A 17462-nucleotide genomic window follows, 5' to 3' on the forward strand; every position below is an offset into this window, starting at 1 on the left:
CAGCCGGGCTGGCTGTTACGCTGCAGACTGGTTGCGCTGGGGATGCGGCAAGCAGGCTACCCGTGATGCACCTGACAGATAGCGCCGGCGTGCGAATCGTGGAGTATGACTCGCTGCCACGCACGCGCGCCAGCATCCGGCTCGCGGCGACTCCATCGTTCTCGATTCCAGCAGAAGAAGACACCACGAGCGAGATCGATCCCCGGCAGCCGTGGCTCGGGGCCGTCGTGCTCCCCAACGGCGTGGTGGTGCTCAACGAGAGAACTGCGCTCATCTTCTATTCCCCGGCAGGGACGTTCATTCGTCGGATTGGGCGGCGTGGCAGTGGCCCTGGGGAGTTCACTCACACGCGGGCGATATGCCTCACGCGGTCGGACTCGATCGTCGTCATTGACTACTCCGACGGTCGCGTCAGCGTGTGGGACACCGCCGGCGTGCACTCCCGATCATACTCACGTCCGGGATCCGTTCCATACGGAGGGTGCCTGTCGGACGGTACGGTGATCATCCGAGAGGCCGCGGTGATTCCGCGTCCTGGCGATCAAGGTTACAGCACGTATGCGCACGTCAGGATGCGGCCTGATGGTAGCTGGGCCCACTTCTTCGCCCATCTGCCCGGGCCGATGTACGCTGGTCCGGTCATGCGCGAACTCTCTCTGGCGGAACGCGGCGGGGTTCTCTATGCGGGCGACGGCCGCCTTTTCCAGATCGACGGCTTCCAGCTCGATGGGATGCAGCGACTCTCCATTCGCGTGCGTGGGAACCCTCCGGCCTACACACAGGCGGAGTGGGAGCGCGACCTTCGCGCGATGATTCCCTCGAACGAGACCGGATCGCGAAGAGCCGAACACCTGGCGCGTCTCTCGGCGCTGCCCAAGCCCGACGCACTCCCGGCATTCAGGCGACTTCGCACCGACGAGGAGCATCGGCTCTGGGTACAGGACTACGCGAGGCCGTCGTTGTGGACCGTCTTCGACGCGCGAGGTGCCTTCCTCGGACGCATCGACCTTTCGTTCGTCGGTGGGACAGGCACAGAGCTGCTGTATGTCAGCGCCTCCACCGTTCTTCTGGCGACGCGGGATAGGGACGGGTTGCCGCGAATCACCGCGCGTGCGGTTGAGATCCCGCCATGATGAACCAAAGCCTCGACGAATTGTCCAATGATCACGGAAGGCCGGGGATACCGGCCTGCCCACGTCACGCCTGCTATGGAGGCCGCGGTGAGATCGACTGAACGACGCGCGTCGCGGCGAACGCGAGGCGGCCCTGGGGCGTACTAGGCGTGGCCCGGCCTCCGCCGGGGGTCACGCACTCCGCCCCACGTAGATGCCGTCGTTCCGGTTCGCGCTCGCCATCGTGCTCGTCCTGCCCGCAGCGCCCACGCGCGCACAAGCGCCCGCCGGCGCCAGGCTTCGACTCCCACCAGCATCGACCGCCACCCGCGGCATTGTGGTGCGCGCCCAGCGCCCGCTGCTGATCGATGGTCGCGACGACGACGAGGTGTGGCGCTCGGCGCCGGTCATGGACCAATTCCGGCAATTCACGCCGGCAGAGGATGCCGACCCCTCGTTTCGCACCGAGATCCGCGCCGCCTGGGATGATCGCTACCTCTACGTCGTCGTGCGCGCGTTCGACCCGCACCCCGACAGCATCGTCCGCCTGTTGTCGCGCCGTGACGTGCGCACGAACAGCGACCAGATCAAGGTGCTGATCGACGGGTACCAGGATCGACGCAACGGAATCCAGTTGATGCTGAACCCTGCCGGGGTGAAGCGCGATGCGTCGATCTATGGCGACTACGTCGAGGACATGACGTGGGACGGCATCTGGGACGGCGCCGCGCGCGTGGACTCGCTGGGCTGGGTCGCCGAGTTTGCGATTCCGTTCGGCCAGATCCGGTTCAATCCCGGACAAACCGCCTTCGGGTTCGGCGTGTGGCGAGACATTGCGCGGCTGAGCGAGCGCGTGGCTTGGCCCGCGTACCGGCAGTCGAGCCAGACGCTGGCATCCCAGCTGGGCACGCTGGAGGGCTTCGAACGCATCCGGAGAGGCAGTCGACTCGAGCTGCTGCCGTACACGGTGACGCGCAACGTGACCGAGGCGAAGGCCGAAGGCTGGTCACATCCGCAGCAGATCGCGGGCGGGTTGGACGTGAAGCTTGGCCTTGGTTCGAACCTCACGATGGATGCGACCGTGAACCCCGACTTCGGTCAGGTCGAGGTCGACCCGGCGGTGCTCAACCTCACGGCGTTCGAGATCCGGTTCGAGGAGCGCCGGCCGTTCTTTCAGGAGGGAGTGGGGCTCTTCCGCTGCGGCGGCCCCTGCGAAGGGATCTTCTATACACGTCGCATCGGACGCGCTCCGCAGCTTCGCACCTCGAGCTCGGGGTCCGGCGCCACGACGATCCTCGGCGCGGCAAAGCTGACCGGGCGCCTCGGGAAGGGAGTGTCGATCGGCGTCGTCGAGGCGGTGACGCGTCGCGAGGTCGGCGCCGACGGTGAGACCATTGAGCCGCGCACCAACTATCTCGTGCTCCGCGCCCTCAAGGAGGCACGCCAGGGTCGTTCGGCGTTCGGCGTGATGGCTACGGCGCTGAACCGCGACCTCGAACCCGCCACCGATCCGTTCCTTCGCCGAGATGCCTACACGCTCGTTGCGCAAGGTTACCATCGCTTTGCGCGGGAGAAATGGGAGGCGATGCTCTATACAGGCCGGAACGTGGTCCATGGTTCTGCTCAGGCGATCGCCCGGACGCAACTGTCGCCGACGCATGCCTATCAGCGACCGGATCACGAGGAGCGCTACGACCCCACGCGCACGTCGCTCGGCGGCAGCGTGATCGGCGGGAGCCTCGCGAAGCTCGTCGGCGCCGTGCGCTACAACACATTCCTCCGCGCGGCCGGGCCAGGCCTCGAGGCGAACGACATGGGGTTCGTGCCGGTCGTGAACGATGTTTCGTTCCGCCAGAACCTGTCTTATCAGACGCTGCGTCCCGGCGCCTTCTATCGCCGCACGTTCAGTCAGCTGAGCACCGAACAGCACTGGACGACGGGAGGCCTGCCCGCCGGATCGAGCGTGTCGGCCCACGCATCGGCCGAGTTCCTCAACTTCTGGGGTGGCGCGATCACGTGGCGCGTGGCCGACATCGGCGCGTCGCACTGCGTGGCCTGCGCACGTGGTGGGCCGGCCATTCGCCAGTCGATCAAACAGGAGCTGGACGTGAATCTCTCGGGCGACGCGCGCCGCGCGGTCGTGCCCGGCGTCGAGGTCGGTCTCAGACGCGGGGACGGGGGACGCTCGCACGGCTGGTCCGCTGGCACGAGCCTCGAAGTTCGCCTGGCGAGCCGGTTCTCGATGAGTGTGGCGCCGAACTACGAGCATCGCACGGACGACCAGCAGTGGATACGGAACTACGGCGCGCTACTCGCCGATTCCACGCACTTCACGTTTGCCCGCCTCGACCAGCGTACGCTGATGTTCACCGCGCGTGCCAACTGGACGATGTCGCCGAACCTCTCCTTTCAGCTGTATGGGCAACCGTTCGTGAGCAGCGGCGCTTTCGAGGACTGGCGGGAAGTCGCCGATGCGCGTGCTCCGACCTACGCCGAGCGCTACCGCTCATACGGCGGTGGCGCGATCCCCGAGGGTTTCAATGTAAAGCAGTTCAACTCCAACGCGGTGATGCGCTGGGAATATCGCCCGGGCTCGACGCTGTTCGTGGTGTGGCAGCAGGGCCGACGCCAGGACGGGCACAATGCCGGCACGTTCGAGTTTGCGCGCGACTACCGCGACCTCTTTCGCGCGCACCCCGACAACACGCTGCTGGTAAAGGTGTCCTGGTGGCTGAATCCGTGAGCCGGTGCGGTGCGATTCGCCGCACGCGGGGGCGCGCAGCTACTGTGCCAGGGGCGGCATGCGCGACGCCCATGGCCGAAGGCGTTCGAGCTGGCCGGCGAGTCGGTAGAGCGTCGCCTCGTCTGCAAACCGACCAGCGAATTGCACGCCGATGGGCAGGTGTTCCGCGTTCCAGCTGAGTGGCACTGACATGGCGGGCTGGCCGGTCACATTGAACAGCGGTGTGAAAGGGATCCAGTCGAAGATGTCGCGCGCGGCCTTTTCGATGGCGCCCACGGCGCGAAGCACCCGACCGGCACGCAGCGTTCCGAGTGCCGTGAGGAACGCTCGCTCGTGGGCCGGTGGTTGCAGGGCCCCGTGCAGGAACGGCGGCGCCGCGAGCGTTGGCGTGAGCAGGACGTCAATCGTCTCGAAGACCTGGCCCACCGGCCGGCAGGCGCGCTGCAGGTCGCGTTTTGCCTGTGCGTAGACGCCTGCGGGCAGCGCTTCCCCGATCATGGCGAGCGCCCAGGTGGTGTACTCCAGTTCGTCCCGCCTGGCGGGGCGACGCAGCAGCCGGCCGGCGTCGCGCAGATCTGCCGCCACCTCGCCGCACACCATGATCACGAAGTTCCGGTTGAACGCGTCCTTGTCGAGCGGCACGTTCACCTCGACGACCTCGTGGCCCGCAGACTCCAGGAGCTGACGCGCGTCGTCGACCGCGGCGAGGCAGTCTGCGTGCACGGCGCGACCGAGCGTTGGTGTGGTCGTCACTCCGATCCTCAGTCGGCCAGGCTCGCGCGTGACTTCAGCCAGGAACGGCCGCTCCGGCCTCGGCGTCACGTACGGCGCCCCAGGGTCGGCGCCGGCGATGGCGTCGAGCATCGCCGCACTGTCCCGTACGCTCCTCGTGATGACATGTTCGATCGCCGCGCCGTTCCACAGTTCGCCCTGACGCGGACCGGTGGGAATGCGGCCTCGCGTCGGTTTGAGGGCAAACACGCCGTTGCAGGACGCAGGAATGCGCAGCGAGCCGCCGCCGTCGCCACCACTCGCCATCGGCACCATGCGGCTCCCGACCGCTGCACCCGATCCTCCGCTCGATCCTCCGGTGGTTCGGTCGGGGTTCCACGGGTTGCGTGCGATGCCCAGCAGTTCGGACTCGCAGAACGGTGTGAGCCCGAACTCCGGCGTGTTGGTCTTTCCCAGCACGATGAGTCCGGCCGCCTTGTAGCGGGTGACCACTTCGGTGTCGATCGGGGGGCGGAAGTCGCGGTACAGCCGGCTGCCACTGGTGAGCGGCTCACCTGCGTACCAGGCGAGCAGATCCTTGATGAGGAACGGCACGCCGGCAAACACCCCCTGGCCAGGCGAGGCATCGGCCTGGGCCCGGGCGCTCTCGAACATCCGATGCACCACGGCGTTGAGCACCGGGTTGAGTCGTTCGATGCGCTGGATCGCAAGGTCCACCAGTTCGCGCGGTGTCACCTGGCGGTTCCGCACCAGTTCTCCGAGTCCAACCGCGTCGCGGGCGATGTACTCCTGTTCGTTCATGACTGCGCCTGGTCTATGGTCCGGATGTGTCGCATCGGAAGCTATGACTGGCGCGCGCGCCGCGAGACGGGCAATGTCGGGGGTCCTCCGACCCCGTACTCCATGCGCTGCCATCCTGCCTTCGTCGTTGCCGTCCTTGGCGCCCTTGCCGCCGAGGCGCCGCTCGGTGCCCAGGCCTCGATCACCTCGTGGACCCGCATCGCCGACGTCATGGTGCAGCGGTTCGGCCTGCAGCGCGGCGAACGCGTCCTGCTCGTGGGGTTGCCGGGCACCGCGGACTCCCTGGTCCCGGCGTTGCGCGCGGCGATCGTTCGCGCCGGTGGGACCGACCTTGGCGCCGTGGCGGTGCAGGGCGACTGGCCGGGGGCGTGGGACACCGACTTCACGCAGAGGCTGCGCGCGACCAACGCGGCGGAGATCGCCGAGCTGCTCGACGATGTGGACCTTGGCGTGATGCTGCCCGGCGTGACGGCGCTCGCGCCCATCTACGCGGCATTTCAGGAGAAGCTCAGGGATCAGGAGGGCCGCACCGTGCACTTTCACTGGGCGGGCGCCTATCGCACGGACGGCACGCTCTTCGAGCCAACCGCGACGGTCGACGCACACTATCAGCGCGTGATCCTCGAGACGGACTACACCGCGCTTGCCGCCCGGCAGCGGGAGTTCGAGCAGGCGATGCGCACCGGCGAAGTCCGCGTGACGACCCCGTCCGGGACGGACCTGCGGTTCCGGATCGGTGACCGGCCCGTCACGCGCCAGGACGGCGACGCGTCGGCAGCACGCGCGGCGCGCGGGCGGTCGCTGATCGATCGTGAGGTCGAGCTGCCGGCCGGCGCCGTTCGCGTCGCCCCGATCGAGGAGTCGGTGGAGGGCACCATTGTCTTTCCGCCGGGAGACTGGGGAGGGGAACGCGTGGAGGGTCTGCGCATGACGTTCACGCGCGGGAAGGTCGTCGCGGTCGAGGCGACGTCTGGCCGCGCCGGCGTGGACCGTGAACTCCAGCAGGCCGGCCCAGGTGCACGTGCGTTTCGTGAGTTCGCGCTCGGGTTCAACCCGTTGCTGGCCGTGCGCACTGACGACGGCGACCCATGGATCCCCTACTATGGATACGGCGCCGGTGTCGTCCGGCTGTCGTTAGGTGACAACACCGAGCTCGGAGGATCCGTGGGCGGCGGGTACGTGCGCTGGAACTTCTTCACCGATGCGACGGTGACCATCGACGGCAAGCGATGGAGCCCCCAGCCATGATGGCCGGCGCCTGGCGCGGTGTCACCATCGCGCTCGCGTGCCTCCTCGCCGAGGCCAGCGCGCACGCGCAGCCGACGCGCCTTCGACCGCGTGACGTGGACACCCTACCCGCAAGGCCGGCCACGGCTCGCGTGCCCTACGGCTCCGACTCTCTCCAGTTTGGCGATCTGCGCATTCCCGAGGGACGGGGGCCATTCCCGGTGCTGGTGATGATTCACGGCGGCTGCTGGGTCCATCGCCTGGCGAATCTGCAGAACACCAATGCCCTCTCCGACGCCCTGCGTGACGCCGGCGTCGCCACATGGAACGTGGAGTACCGCCGCTATGACAACCCGGGGGGTGGCTGGCCCGGGACCATGCTCGACATCGCGGCCGGCGTCGACGCGTTGCGCGCGCTCGCGGCGCGCTATCCGCTCGACCTCTCGCGCGTGGTGGTGGCCGGGCATTCGGCCGGCGGGCACCTTGCGATCTGGGCGGCCGCGCGGCCGCGGCTTCCCGCCGGGAGCCCGCTGTACTCCCCTGACCCGCTGCGCGTGCACGCCGCCATCGCGTTAGGCGGCCCCGGTGACCTGCGCGACTTCATGACCTACGGCCAGCGCAGCTGTGGGGAGGGCGTGATCGACAAGCTGCTGGGCGGCACGTGGGACGCTGTCCCCGAGCGCTGGCGCCAGGCTTCGCCCGCCGAGCTGTTGCCGATCGGTGTGCGGCAGCGCCTGGTGGTGGGTGATGCGGACTTCATCATGCCGGCGCACGCGCGCGAGGCGTACGTGGCGCGTGCGCGCGCAGCCGGCGACAGCGTGGACCTGGTGGTCGTGCCGAATGCGGGGCACTTCGAGGTGATCGCGCCGGTGGGGGCGGCGTGGCCGCGGGTGCGTGAGGCGATCGTGGACGTGGTGCGTGCGGTGCGCTGACTGCGCCGCTTGCGTCGACGGGGTTGCCGCCTCCGCGCGACGCGGCGGGGTGGTCGGCGGCACTCTCTTCGGATCGAGCGCGCCGGCCCGCCGCCAGGGATGCCACTGCCCCCGTGAGCGGTCGAGGGCCATCGGCGGTCTACCGAACGCTCTTGTGCGGGCAGTCTTATCAGCAGTTCGCGCGCAGCACATAGCGTTGAGCCATGCTGCCCCACGCGCCCCTATCCGCTTGTCGCTGTGAGGTTTGGCGTTGGCCTGCCGCGACGCGGCAGCGGTCATATGCTGCGGGGAGCGTGCTGCATATTGCTCTCGGCTCTGCTGCGAAGGTTTATCACAGCGCAGCCCAATTCACGTTATGCAGCCAGCGTGATCCAGCGTGATCCAGGGCGATCGTCTCCTTCCGCTCGTGGAGCGTAGGCGCGAGGGCACCGCGACGGTTGCGCGCGTGTACATGTGTGCATACGTTCCGCCATGACGTACGATTGGGATCCGGCGAAGGCGGCGGAGAATCGGCGAAAGCACGGCGTCGAGCTCGCGGATGCGGTTGGCGTCTTCGAGGATCCCTACGCCCTGACCCGCACCGACGTCGAGCACGGGGAGGAACGGTTCGTCACCTTGGGCCGCGACTTTCTGGATCGGCTTCTCGTCGTGGTCTGGACCCTGGATCGGGACGTGTTCCGCCTCATCTCTGCGCGCCGCGCCACGACGCGCGAACGTCGGCAATATGCCGAGGACTCCGATGCGTAAGGACTACGACTTCTCGAAAGCGCGCCGTGGCGCGATCGTACCCGCGACCACCGGCAAGACCCGCATCACCATCCGGCTGGACGATGACATCCTCGATTGGTACCGCGCCCAAGTGGACGCGGCAGGAGGGGGAAGCTACCAGACGTTGATCAATCACACCCTCCGCCAAGTGATGACTCAGACTGTGGAGCCGCTGGAGGCGGTGGTCCGCCGCGTGATTCGCGACGAACTGGGTGGCCGGAAGGCGCCCCGGACTCGCCGATCCCGCACCGGGGCTGCATAACAATGTGTTGCAGCAGTCGAGGCTGTGGTTGTGGGCGGCTACGCCGCCGTCCTATGATACCGCCTCGCTGCTGAACACAAACGTTGGGCGGACTCAATCCGGACGTCAGGCGCGCCGCTTGCTCCAGTTGTCTATCTGGAGATCCTTGAAGCGCGCGAAGTCTTTCTCGTTGACCGTCACGAGGATCAAGCTGTTGGTGAACGCGATCGCGGCGATCTGCCCGTCCACGTACGGAGCAGGTTTCCCTGCTCCTTCGAGTCGGGCCCGCTCATGGCCGTGCCAGCGCGCGGCGGCCTCGTCATACGGCAGCACGGAGAACGACGCCAGCACCACATCGTGGAGATACTGTTCGAGCGCGTCGCGCCGTTTGCCCCGGGGTAGTCGCTGCCATCCGTACGTCAACTCGTGCCACACCGGTGCGGCGATCGCGCACTCGTGTCCGGCCGACTCGAGGCGCTTCACGATCTGCGGGTTGGGCGCTTTCGAGATCGGGGAAGAGACGATACTCGTGTCCAGCAAATACCGCGCACTCATAGGGCGACCGTGCGCCCTGCCTTGCGGTCGCGAGTCGCCTCAAAGTAGCCCTCGTCAAGGCCCACGTCGCGCAGCACGTGGACCTCGAGGAAGCGCCGATACGCGTCTCCGAAGCGCGCGCGCTCACCGCGCAAGCGGGCGAACTCGCCCAGCGAGACCACCACGGCGACTGGCTTCCCTCGCCGCGTCAACTCGATCTCCTGGCCGGCGGCCGCTTGGTCGACAATGGCGGGCAGACTCGACCGGGCCTCGGCGATGGAATAGCGTCTTGACATACGAGAGAATGTACATCATGATGTACATGTGTGCAAGCCGGGGCGCCGCCCAACAGGGGTTGCAACAGCCGAGGGCACTTCGGTACGCGGCTGCGCCGCTCTGATGATATGCCCTCGCTGCTGAACCCTGGTCGCTAGGCGGCTTGCCATGACAATCAGCAGACGAGCGCTTCTTAAAGCAACTGTGGCTGGGGCCGTTGGCCTTAGCCTGCCAGCGTGCGCCACCCAGATTGGAGAATCGGCAATGTACGGACTAATCGGAAAGATCAAAGCCGTACCGGGGCAGCGCGACGCGTTGATCTCCATCCTCATGGACGGCACCTCCGGCATGCCGGGCTGCCTGAGCTACATCATCGCGCGAGACCCCGCCGATGCTGACGCAATCTGGATCACTGAGGTGTGGGACAGCCAATCGAGCCATAAGGCGTCACTGTCACTGCCATCGGTCAAGGACGCCATCTCGCGCGGCAAGCCGCTGATTGCAACCTTTGAGCAGCACATTGAGACTGCACCTGTGGGCGGACACGGCATCCGGGCCGCCGCCTAACACTTCATTCAAGCCGAAGCCGCTTCGCGGCTCGGCCTCCTTCAAGCGTTCTGCCGGGGTCGTTCTGTTCCGGACGGTCACGCGGACGTCGGCCCCGGTGTTGTCGAGCATCGCGATCAGGGTGTCGACGCTGAAGCGCTCGATCTTGCCGCGATAGAGGTCGCTGATGCGCGGCTGGGACACCCCGAGTAGACGAGTGGCCTGGGCCTGCGCGGCGCGCCGCGCCGTCAGCCGCCTAGGGAGCTGGATCATCAGGGTCCAGCGGAGCTGCAGGTTGTCCGCGCCCGCGGCCGAGAAGCCGAGGTCGGTGAAGACATTCCCCGAGCCGCGCGTCATCTTGATCGCCATGTCAACCTCCTGCGCGTGAGCCCCGCCGGGCGAGCAGGGCGCGATAGCGGGTCGCGCCGACGTCGAGATCGAGCGGCGAGGTCCGCTGCGACTTGTTCTGAAAGGCGTGGAGGACGTAGACCGCCTCCTCGAAACGTGGCCACGTGCGCCTCGGTACCGCGGCCGTTCCGCGGGTAGCCTGCGGTTCAGCCGCTGACGGCCCTCGCGACCCGCCGCCTAACGGTCACCTGGGCGTCAGGCGGCTCGCATCGGAGCTCACACTCGCCCCCACTTTGGGGGTCACGCATGCAACACCGGATGAGGATCGAGCGCGCCATGTGCGCCGTGGCGCTGTGCTTCGCCTCTGGAAAGGCTGGAGCGCAGCCCGCCAGCCCCGAGACCGAGATAGCGCGCCGGGTGCAGACCTACTTCGGCGCGATGGGGAAGGGTCAACTGGCAACGATTGAACAGGCCTTGGCACCGGACTATCTCGTGATCGGTGGCGATGGCAAGCTCGAAACGCGCGCCGAGAGACTCGCGTGGCTCCGTGCGAACACGACGAGCCTCGTCGCCATCACGCCGACCCAATTGCGCGTGCGCGTATATGGAAACTCCGCCATCGCGACGGGGCTGGTCACGATCCCGGCTGACGCGATGGGACCGGCCATCCAAGAGCGATTCACGCAAGTCTGGATTCGCCGCGACGGCGTGTGGCGCATGGTCTCGGGGCAAATCACGATCGTACGGACGTAGTCGTGCGTTGAGTTGCGCAGGCAGACGCCGCCTTGTAAGCCTTCGAGCTGAGCGCCCTCATGGCCGTGCCAGCACGCTGCGGCCCCGTCATACCGCAGCACGGAGAACCACGCCAGCACCACATCCCGCAGCCAGGGTTCGAGCGCGTCGCGGCGCTTGTCGACCGATAGTCGCTGACGTCCGAACGTCATCTCGTGCCACACCGGGGGGGCGGCGATCGCGCAAGGCGCGCGCATGCTGGCCGCCGAGTCAGCCGCTGCAGTCGAGCGGCACCCTGCCTCAGCGACGTCCGCTACTCACCGGCCCAAAGTCCCGGAATGCCGTCGAGTGAACCCACGCCCAGCCGTCCGACACCTCGGCGAGCGACTGCTGCCGAAGCGTACGCGCCGAGATGCTGTCGCCCCGGACGGCGGCGAGTCGGGCGCGAAAGAGGGTGTGCTCGCCACGCGCATAACGAGGCGTCGGGCCGAGCACGTCGGGTCCGCGCGGATCCCCGAGTCGCGTGCGCGTGAGCGCGTGCATGCCCTGATACACGAACCGATCAGGAAACTCCCGTGCGAGATTGCCGAACACCGAGTCGGCATCCGCATACCTCGCGAGGTTGTAATACGCACTGCCGAGCCAGTAGCGATGCTCTCGGCGACCACGTTCGGTGCGCAGTTGCGCCTCGAGCCAGGTGACCGCACGCTCGAAGTAGGGCACGCCGCGCTGCACGTCGGCGTGCGTGCTCAGCTCTTCGCCGGCCGTGACGAGCGCCGCGCCGTGCGACCAATACGTGCCGGCGGGGAGGGCCGCGGTCTGCACGAGCAGCGAGTCGAGCGCACCCTGTCGCCCGGCGGCCGCGAGCGCGCGCGCCTCGAGGACCCAGGCGAGCCGCGCTTCCGGGAACCGGCGGCGCATCGAACGCGCGGCCTCCAGCTCGGCGTCGCGGTCGCCCATCAAGTGGCGCGCGTGTGCGAGCTGTGACCAGTACGCCTGCCATCCCTTCATCAGCCCGCGGTCAGGATCGAGGCCCTCCAGCACCTTCCGCCCCTCGGCGGCCCGGTCCATGGCCACCAGTTCGCGCCCGACGTTGTAGGCAATGCGCGAGTCCGGTGCGATCCGCACGGCGCTCGTGCCCGCCGCGATCGCGCGCGCGCCGTCGCTGGCGAGCAGCGCGTCGAGGTACTCCACCTGCAGCTGATCGTACGTGCTCAGGCGGTCCCGGTGTGCCCCGATGGTGCGGAGCAGCGTATCCACCCACGCGAACTCGCTCCGGTTCCAGTGCGCCATCGCCGCGTAGATCAATGGAACGGCGAAGCTGGAGTCTGCGGCCCACGCCTGGCGGAACTCGGTCGCTGCCGCCGCGTAGTCCTGCTGGTTGTACAGCGCGAGGCCTCGATCGAAGGCGCGATAGGCGCCGAACGTGGGTGGTCGCGTGGCAAGCCCGGGGATCGACGCCGCGCGCTCGTCGTATCGCACGGCGACAAAGCCCTTGAGGCGCTCGCGCATCTCGCGGATCGCATACTCCAGTGAATCGCGCGGCACGCTGATCGGTTCGAGCGAGCCCTCGAGTTCGCGACGGCTACCGTCGGAGACTTCGAGGCTGAAGCTCACCCGGTCCCCGGTGAGGTAGTAGGTTCCGGTCACGATGGTGCCGGCCCGAAGTTCACCAGCGAGCGACTCCGGTGTCGGGAGCGTGCCTGCGCTGCCCAGTTGTTCGCTGGCCTGCCGCACGGTGGGCCACGGGATCACATTCACGAGCGACGTCTCATGCAGGCCCTGTGTGAGCCAGTCGCTGGCCATGCGTCCCCAGATAGCGAGGGTCGTGTCGCCGGTGTCGTTGCGGAGCGGGGCGACGGCGATCGGCATCGAGAGCCCGGTGGCCGGGGTCGCGCGACCGCCGACGCCCCACCAGGCAGCGACGGCAACGACCGCGGCGCCCGCGCCTGCCATCCATCGTTTGACCCTCCGGCTCGCGTTCGGCGCGGCGACCGGTGTGGTGGCGGCCGGCGTCTCCCGGATTGCGCCCAGGTCCGCGACAATCTCGTCCGCCGAGCCGGGCCGCCGGGATGGATCGGGGTCGAGGCACCGCCTGACGAGTTCCACGAGCGCGGCCGGCACCTCGGGCCAGCTCTCCGTGGAGGCGTCGAGCGGGCTGCGACCGGTGAGCATCTCGCGGGCAATGACACCCCAGGCAAACACGTCGCTCGCCGCGTCCACCAGCCGGCCGGCAGCTTGCTCGGGGCTCATGTATCCCATGGTGCCCACCACGACCCCTTCCTGGGTCTGGCGCGAATCCCACTGCCCGTCACGCACGGCAATGCCGAAGTCGAGCAGGTAGGCATGGTCGCGCGCGCACAACACGTTTTCCGGCTTGAGGTCGCGATGCACGATGCCCGCGCGATGCACGGCGCCCAGTGCGTCGGCGATGTCGCGCAGCAGCGCGCGCGCTTCGTCGGGCGGGATGCGGCCGCCCCACGTCAGTCGGGCGCGGAGCGTCTCACCCTCGAGGTGCGGCATCACGTAGTACAGCAACCCGTCCACCTCTCCCGAATCGATGAGCGGCAGGATGTGCGGGTGGCTCAGCTGTGCGGCGATGCGCACCTCGTCGAGGAATCGGCGCACGCCCACCTGTGCGGCCACCTCGGGATGCAGCACCTTGAGCACTACCGATCGATCGTGCTTGTGTTCTCGAGCCAGAAAGACCGTGGCGCTTCCGCCGCGCCCCAGCACTTCGCCGATGTCATACCGACCGGCGAGTGCGTGGGCGAGATGGTCGTGCACTCCTGCGCCCGCGCTCGACACTCTGCGCTCGAGCACGCCGGTCACGCGGTCGTGCGCGGCGAGCATGTCCATCAATTCGCCACGTACCGAGGCATCGGCCGTGTGTGCGAGTATCCACGCCCGTCGCTCGGAGACGGGGAGTTCGAGTGCCGCTTCAAACAGGACTTCGACGCGGCCCCAATCCTCGGGCTTGCCGTCGGTCATGGCGTCGACATGGGGTACAGCTCCTTGTACAGCCACGCCCGGGCCGTGGCCCAGTCGCGCTGCACGGTTCGTGACGTCACGCCAAGTACCTGGGCGGTCTCGTCTTCCGAAAGACCCGCAAAGAACCGCAGCTCCACGACGCGAGGGAGGCGCGGATTCTTCTGCGCGAGGCGTGTCAGCGCGTCATCGAGCGCGACCATTTCGCTCAGGTCCACGTCGAGACCCACGTCGGCGTTCGTGATGCGCACGTGGACCACGCCGCCACCCCGCTTGGACGCATCGCGCTTGCGTGCATGGTCGACCAGCACCTGGCGCATGGCCCGCGCCGCAATGGCCACAAAGTGCTGCCGATCGGCGGCGCCGGACAGCTGCCCCGCGAGCTTGAGGTATCCCTCATGCACGAGGTCGTTTGGCTGCAGCGTGTGCCCCGGTCGTTCGCGGCGGAGCAGCGACTCGGCCGCGCGTTGCAGGTCCGCGTATACCAGCGGCAACAGCTCGGCTTCGGCCGCGCGGTCTCCCTGCTGCAGGCGCATCAGCAGGGCCGTCACTGCCCCCCGCTCGGGAGGGGTCGAGCCACTGGGAAAGGACGACGGGTTGGGCATGTCGGGTCCGCCAGACGATCGCCGCAATATATGCCGTGGGGGCTCGCACCCAAGCGACGCCGCCCGCCCGCGACACGCAGGGTGTCGCGCACGACCACCTGGCCCCCGGAGGGGATCATGAAGCCATACACCACGCGATTGGTGATCGCGGCCGTCGCCATCATGGGTGTCGCCCGGCCGCTCCTCGCGCAGCAGCACCAGGCCCACTCCGCCGCGACAGCGCCGTCGGCCGAGGTCCCGCTGTACCGAAACCTCGGGTCGCACCACTACGCCATCACGACGCGCAGTCCCGTGGCCCAGCAGTATTTCGACCAGGGTCTGCGCCTCGTTTGGGCGTTCAACCACGCCGAGGCCATCCGGTCGTTCGCCGAGGGTGAGCGGGTCGACTCCACGTGTGCGATGTGCGCCTGGGGCGTGGCGTTCGCGCTCGGTTCCCACATCAATGGCGGGATGGACTCGGTGGCCGGCGACGCCGCGTTCCGTGCCATCCAGCGAGCGCGCCGGCACCTGACGCGCATAGCGCCTCGGGAGCGCGCGCTGGTGGTCGCGCTCGAAGCGCGCTACGCCCGCGTGCCCAGGGCAGATCGTGCCGGTCTCGATTCGGCGTGGGCCCGAGCCATCGGCGCCGCCGCCGAGCGCAACCGCGATGATCTCGAGATGCAGGTCCTCCACGCCGATGCCCTGATGAACCTGTCGCCCTGGAACTACTGGGACGCGAGCGGCGCACCGCGCCCCGGGACGACCGTGCTCATCAACCAGCTCGAGCGCGTGCTGCGCATCGATCGAAATCACCCTGGCGCCTGTCACCTCTTCATCCACGCCGTCGAAGCCCGTGAGCCGTCGCGAGGGCTTGCCTGCGCCGAACGACTTGCCTCGGCCATGCCCGGCGCGGGTCACCTCGTACACATGCCGGGGCACATCTACATCCGCGTGGGCCGCTACGCCGATGCGATCCGCGTGAACCAGCATGCCGTGCACGCCGACGGTGAGCTCCTCGAGGGCCCGGGCGTGGCGCGCCGCGGGTTGTACGCCAGCGGCTACTACCCGCACAACTATCACTTCCTTGCATTTGCGGCGTCGATGGCCGGGATGAGCAAGCTTGCCATCGAGAGTGCACGCGAGACCGCGAAACGGCTGGGTCCCGAGGCCGTGAAGGAAGCACCGTGGGTGGAATCCGTCACGCCCATCGTGCCGCTCACCCTGGTGACGTTCAGCCGGTGGAGCGAGATCCTTGCACAGCCGGAACCGCTGCGTGACGCTCCGTTCATGGCGGCCATGACCTGGTATGCGCGTGGGGTTGCGCATGTCGCGACGGGGAACGAGGCCGCGTCCCTGCGTGCCCTCGAGCGTGTCCGCACGCTGGCCGCGGCCTATCCCGCCGGCGACAACGGTACCGCACTCCACATCGCCGGGCATGCCCTTCAGGGCGAGATCGCGCTCCGTCGCGGCCGTGCGGCGGAGGCCGTTCGCGCGTTCCGCGAGGCCGTGCGACTGGAGGATGGACTCACGTACAACGAGCCGCCAACGTGGTACTATCCCATGCGACGTTCGTTAGGCGCTGCCCTGCTCGCCAGCGGCATGGCCGCGGAGGCCGAACTGGCGTACCGCGAGGATCTGGCGCGCTTCCCGGAGAACGGCTGGTCGCTCTTCGGGCTTGCGCAGAGCCTCGAGAAGCAGGGCAAGACCGCGGAGGCGCGCCGCGTGCGTGCGCAGTTCCAGAGGGCGTGGAAGGACGCGGACATCAGGCTGGACGGATGAAGGAGGCCGGGTCGACAGACCCAGGGGAACGGGAACCGCAGCGGCACGAATGGACAGCAAGAATTGGCGGAGGGATGCGGCGCATCCCTCCGCCATTGTCTTGTCTCACTGCTGTCCCGTCACCGAGAGGCTGCCGTGAGACGCCGGAACTCCGTCAGCACCTCGGGGGCAAGGTGAATGTCCGCGTGATCGCCACGAGGGAGGATGACCGAACGGATGCCCGGCCAGTGACGCTCCAGGGCACGAGCGCCCACCACCATCGGATCGGCGGCGCTTACCACCGACACCGCCGGAATCGTCGTCTGCGAGACGGCCTCCCACGAAACGTCCAGCGACGCGAGCCCCCGCAACGCTGCAACCAGCGACGCCGAGTCGTTCTGGGCCACGAGGCCCGGCAGAACCTGGCGGATCATCGAGTCGGGCCACGTCGGCAGGATGTACCTGAAGAACGGCGCGAGCCCATCTCCTCGCTCGAGGTGGTCCGCGTATGTATTCACGAGCCGGCCAAGCGCCGCGGAGTCCGGAAACAACGCGCCGGCCACGAATGTGGCACTCGACACCCGCGTCGGGTGCTGCAGCACAAAGTTTGCCGTGATCGCGCCGCCCATCGAATACCCGATCAGGTGGGCCGATGGGAGGTCCAGATGGTCGAGCAGCGCGCCCACGTCAGCTACCATCTGCTGCCCGTAGAACGACGGGTCCCCCGACTTGCTGCTCAGGCCGAATCCGCGCACATCGGGAACGATCACCCGATGGTCGCGCGCGAGCGAATCGGCCGGGCCGGACCACATCGCGAGGTTGTCGGTGTACCCATGCAGCAGGATGACCGGCGCCCCCTGGCCGATCTCGCGGTAGCGCAGGCGCGCACCGTTGGCGTCGAGCCAGCGATCCGGCGCGTCGACGAGCGCGGTTCGTGACCGGCTTGCCCCGGCGGTCGCTGTCGCGCGCTCCTCACGGGACGAGGATGAGCAGGCCAGGTTGAGCAGCAGCGACGCAAGGGCGGCCGCCGTCGTAATGCGTGTTTGCACGTGTGGATCCTCCATGTAGGAGTCAGACGCCACGCGGGCGCATGGCGCTCTCTCTCCTGCGCAGGCGCTGCGCATGGGGCGACACGTGAGG

The 17462-nt window shown here is 68.1% G+C and carries 16 protein-coding genes; 9 read left to right on the top strand and 7 right to left on the bottom strand.

Annotated features, from left to right (window positions below; translation table 11 throughout):
* The first annotated feature begins 62 nt into the window (after nt 1-62).
* Together IT361_15420 and IT361_15425 are read left to right on the top strand one after the other, a co-directional pair.
* A complete protein-coding gene (locus tag IT361_15420) occupies nt 63-1133 on the top strand; it encodes a hypothetical protein (GenBank protein ID MCC6319069.1) in 1071 nt (356 codons plus the stop codon).
* Nucleotides 1134-1326: 193 nt separating this feature from the next.
* On the top strand, nt 1327-3855 hold the full coding sequence (locus IT361_15425) for a carbohydrate binding family 9 domain-containing protein (GenBank protein MCC6319070.1): 2529 nt from the start codon (nt 1327-1329) through the stop codon (nt 3853-3855).
* A 39-nt stretch (nt 3856-3894) separates the two neighbouring features.
* Here the strand turns inward: IT361_15425 and IT361_15430 are convergent, their stop codons facing one another.
* A complete protein-coding gene (locus IT361_15430) occupies nt 3895-5388 on the bottom strand; it encodes an amidase (protein MCC6319071.1) in 1494 nt (497 codons plus the stop codon).
* Between the two features lie 102 nt (nt 5389-5490).
* On the opposite strand from IT361_15430, the gene IT361_15435 reads away from it, so the two are divergent.
* The 4 genes from IT361_15435 (at nt 5491) to IT361_15450 (ending at nt 8577) form a co-directional block, all read left to right on the top strand.
* Nucleotides 5491-6636 carry an aminopeptidase gene (locus tag IT361_15435; protein MCC6319072.1) on the top strand — a complete coding sequence of 382 codons (1146 nt, stop codon included), beginning with the start codon at nt 5491-5493 and terminating at the stop codon, nt 6634-6636.
* Nucleotides 6636-7547, top strand: coding sequence for an alpha/beta hydrolase (locus tag IT361_15440; protein ID MCC6319073.1), 912 nt, complete (start codon nt 6636-6638; stop codon nt 7545-7547). The genes IT361_15435 and IT361_15440 overlap by 1 nt, the downstream gene beginning before the upstream one ends.
* 471 nt (nt 7548-8018) lie before the next feature.
* The gene (locus IT361_15445; protein ID MCC6319074.1) at nt 8019-8294 is read left to right on the top strand and encodes a BrnT family toxin; all 276 of its coding nucleotides are present in this window, start codon (nt 8019-8021) and stop codon (nt 8292-8294) included.
* The gene (locus IT361_15450) at nt 8287-8577 is read left to right on the top strand and encodes a BrnA antitoxin family protein (GenBank protein ID MCC6319075.1); all 291 of its coding nucleotides are present in this window, start codon (nt 8287-8289) and stop codon (nt 8575-8577) included. Before IT361_15445 ends, IT361_15450 begins: the two co-directional genes overlap by 8 nt.
* Before the next feature lie 105 nt (nt 8578-8682).
* Here IT361_15450 and IT361_15455 read toward each other — a convergent pair whose 3' ends face one another.
* Together IT361_15455 and IT361_15460 are read right to left on the bottom strand one after the other, a co-directional pair.
* Nucleotides 8683-9111, bottom strand: a complete 429-nt coding sequence (locus IT361_15455) for a type II toxin-antitoxin system VapC family toxin (protein ID MCC6319076.1) — start codon at nt 9109-9111, stop codon at nt 8683-8685.
* Nucleotides 9108-9386 (bottom strand): type II toxin-antitoxin system Phd/YefM family antitoxin, encoded by a 279-nt coding sequence (locus IT361_15460; protein MCC6319077.1) that lies wholly within the window; start codon nt 9384-9386, stop codon nt 9108-9110. The genes IT361_15455 and IT361_15460 overlap by 4 nt, the downstream gene beginning before the upstream one ends.
* A 244-nt stretch (nt 9387-9630) precedes the next feature.
* On the opposite strand from IT361_15460, the gene IT361_15465 reads away from it, so the two are divergent.
* Entirely contained in the window at nt 9631-9933 is a 303-nt protein-coding gene (locus tag IT361_15465) for an antibiotic biosynthesis monooxygenase (protein ID MCC6319078.1), read from the top strand.
* Here the strand turns inward: IT361_15465 and IT361_15470 are convergent.
* A complete protein-coding gene (locus tag IT361_15470; GenBank protein ID MCC6319079.1) occupies nt 9820-10281 on the bottom strand; it encodes an XRE family transcriptional regulator in 462 nt (153 codons plus the stop codon). The two genes, IT361_15465 and IT361_15470, sit on opposite strands and share 114 nt — an antisense overlap.
* A 285-nt stretch (nt 10282-10566) precedes the next feature.
* Between IT361_15470 and IT361_15475 the strand changes: the two genes are divergently transcribed.
* A complete protein-coding gene (locus IT361_15475; protein MCC6319080.1) occupies nt 10567-11013 on the top strand; it encodes a nuclear transport factor 2 family protein in 447 nt (148 codons plus the stop codon).
* A 279-nt stretch (nt 11014-11292) separates the two neighbouring features.
* On the opposite strand, the gene IT361_15480 is transcribed toward IT361_15475, so the two are convergent.
* Nucleotides 11293-13983, bottom strand: a complete 2691-nt coding sequence (locus tag IT361_15480; GenBank protein MCC6319081.1) for a protein kinase — start codon at nt 13981-13983, stop codon at nt 11293-11295.
* The gene (locus IT361_15485) at nt 13980-14585 is read right to left on the bottom strand and encodes a sigma-70 family RNA polymerase sigma factor (protein MCC6319082.1); all 606 of its coding nucleotides are present in this window, start codon (nt 14583-14585) and stop codon (nt 13980-13982) included. The genes IT361_15480 and IT361_15485 overlap by 4 nt, the downstream gene beginning before the upstream one ends.
* A gap of 117 nt (nt 14586-14702) precedes the next feature.
* Here IT361_15485 and IT361_15490 point away from each other — a divergent pair, with 117 nt between their 5' ends.
* Nucleotides 14703-16343 (top strand): hypothetical protein, encoded by a 1641-nt coding sequence (locus IT361_15490; protein MCC6319083.1) that lies wholly within the window; start codon nt 14703-14705, stop codon nt 16341-16343.
* 119 nt (nt 16344-16462) lie between these two features.
* Here IT361_15490 and IT361_15495 read toward each other — a convergent pair whose 3' ends face one another.
* Nucleotides 16463-17371: an alpha/beta hydrolase gene (locus IT361_15495; protein MCC6319084.1), complete on the bottom strand. Its 909-nt coding sequence runs from the start codon at nt 17369-17371 to the stop codon at nt 16463-16465.
* Nucleotides 17372-17462 lie beyond the last annotated feature (91 nt).

The organism is Gemmatimonadaceae bacterium (assembly GCA_020846935.1).
In the GTDB taxonomy this organism is placed as follows: Bacteria; Gemmatimonadota; Gemmatimonadetes; order Gemmatimonadales; family Gemmatimonadaceae; genus RBC101.

Excerpts from the sequence above, each read along its gene's own strand:
- IT361_15485 (MCC6319082.1), bottom strand. The coding sequence starts at position 14,585 with ATGCCCAACCCGTCGTCCTTTCCCAGTGGCTCGACCCCTCCCGAGCGG.
- IT361_15455 (MCC6319076.1), bottom strand. The coding sequence starts at position 9,111 with ATGAGTGCGCGGTATTTGCTGGACACGAGTATCGTCTCTTCCCCGATC.
- IT361_15430 (MCC6319071.1), bottom strand. The coding sequence starts at position 5,388 with ATGAACGAACAGGAGTACATCGCCCGCGACGCGGTTGGACTCGGAGAA.
- IT361_15470 (MCC6319079.1), bottom strand. The coding sequence starts at position 10,281 with ATGGCGATCAAGATGACGCGCGGCTCGGGGAATGTCTTCACCGACCTC.
- IT361_15490 (MCC6319083.1), top strand. The coding sequence starts at position 14,703 with ATGAAGCCATACACCACGCGATTGGTGATCGCGGCCGTCGCCATCATG.
- IT361_15475 (MCC6319080.1), top strand. The coding sequence starts at position 10,567 with ATGCAACACCGGATGAGGATCGAGCGCGCCATGTGCGCCGTGGCGCTG.
- IT361_15480 (MCC6319081.1), bottom strand. The coding sequence starts at position 13,983 with ATGACCGACGGCAAGCCCGAGGATTGGGGCCGCGTCGAAGTCCTGTTT.
- IT361_15450 (MCC6319075.1), top strand. The coding sequence starts at position 8,287 with ATGCGTAAGGACTACGACTTCTCGAAAGCGCGCCGTGGCGCGATCGTA.
- IT361_15440 (MCC6319073.1), top strand. The coding sequence starts at position 6,636 with ATGGCCGGCGCCTGGCGCGGTGTCACCATCGCGCTCGCGTGCCTCCTC.
- IT361_15435 (MCC6319072.1), top strand. The coding sequence starts at position 5,491 with ATGCGCTGCCATCCTGCCTTCGTCGTTGCCGTCCTTGGCGCCCTTGCC.
- IT361_15425 (MCC6319070.1), top strand. The coding sequence starts at position 1,327 with ATGCCGTCGTTCCGGTTCGCGCTCGCCATCGTGCTCGTCCTGCCCGCA.
- IT361_15460 (MCC6319077.1), bottom strand. The coding sequence starts at position 9,386 with ATGTCAAGACGCTATTCCATCGCCGAGGCCCGGTCGAGTCTGCCCGCC.
- IT361_15445 (MCC6319074.1), top strand. The coding sequence starts at position 8,019 with ATGACGTACGATTGGGATCCGGCGAAGGCGGCGGAGAATCGGCGAAAG.
- IT361_15465 (MCC6319078.1), top strand. The coding sequence starts at position 9,631 with ATGTACGGACTAATCGGAAAGATCAAAGCCGTACCGGGGCAGCGCGAC.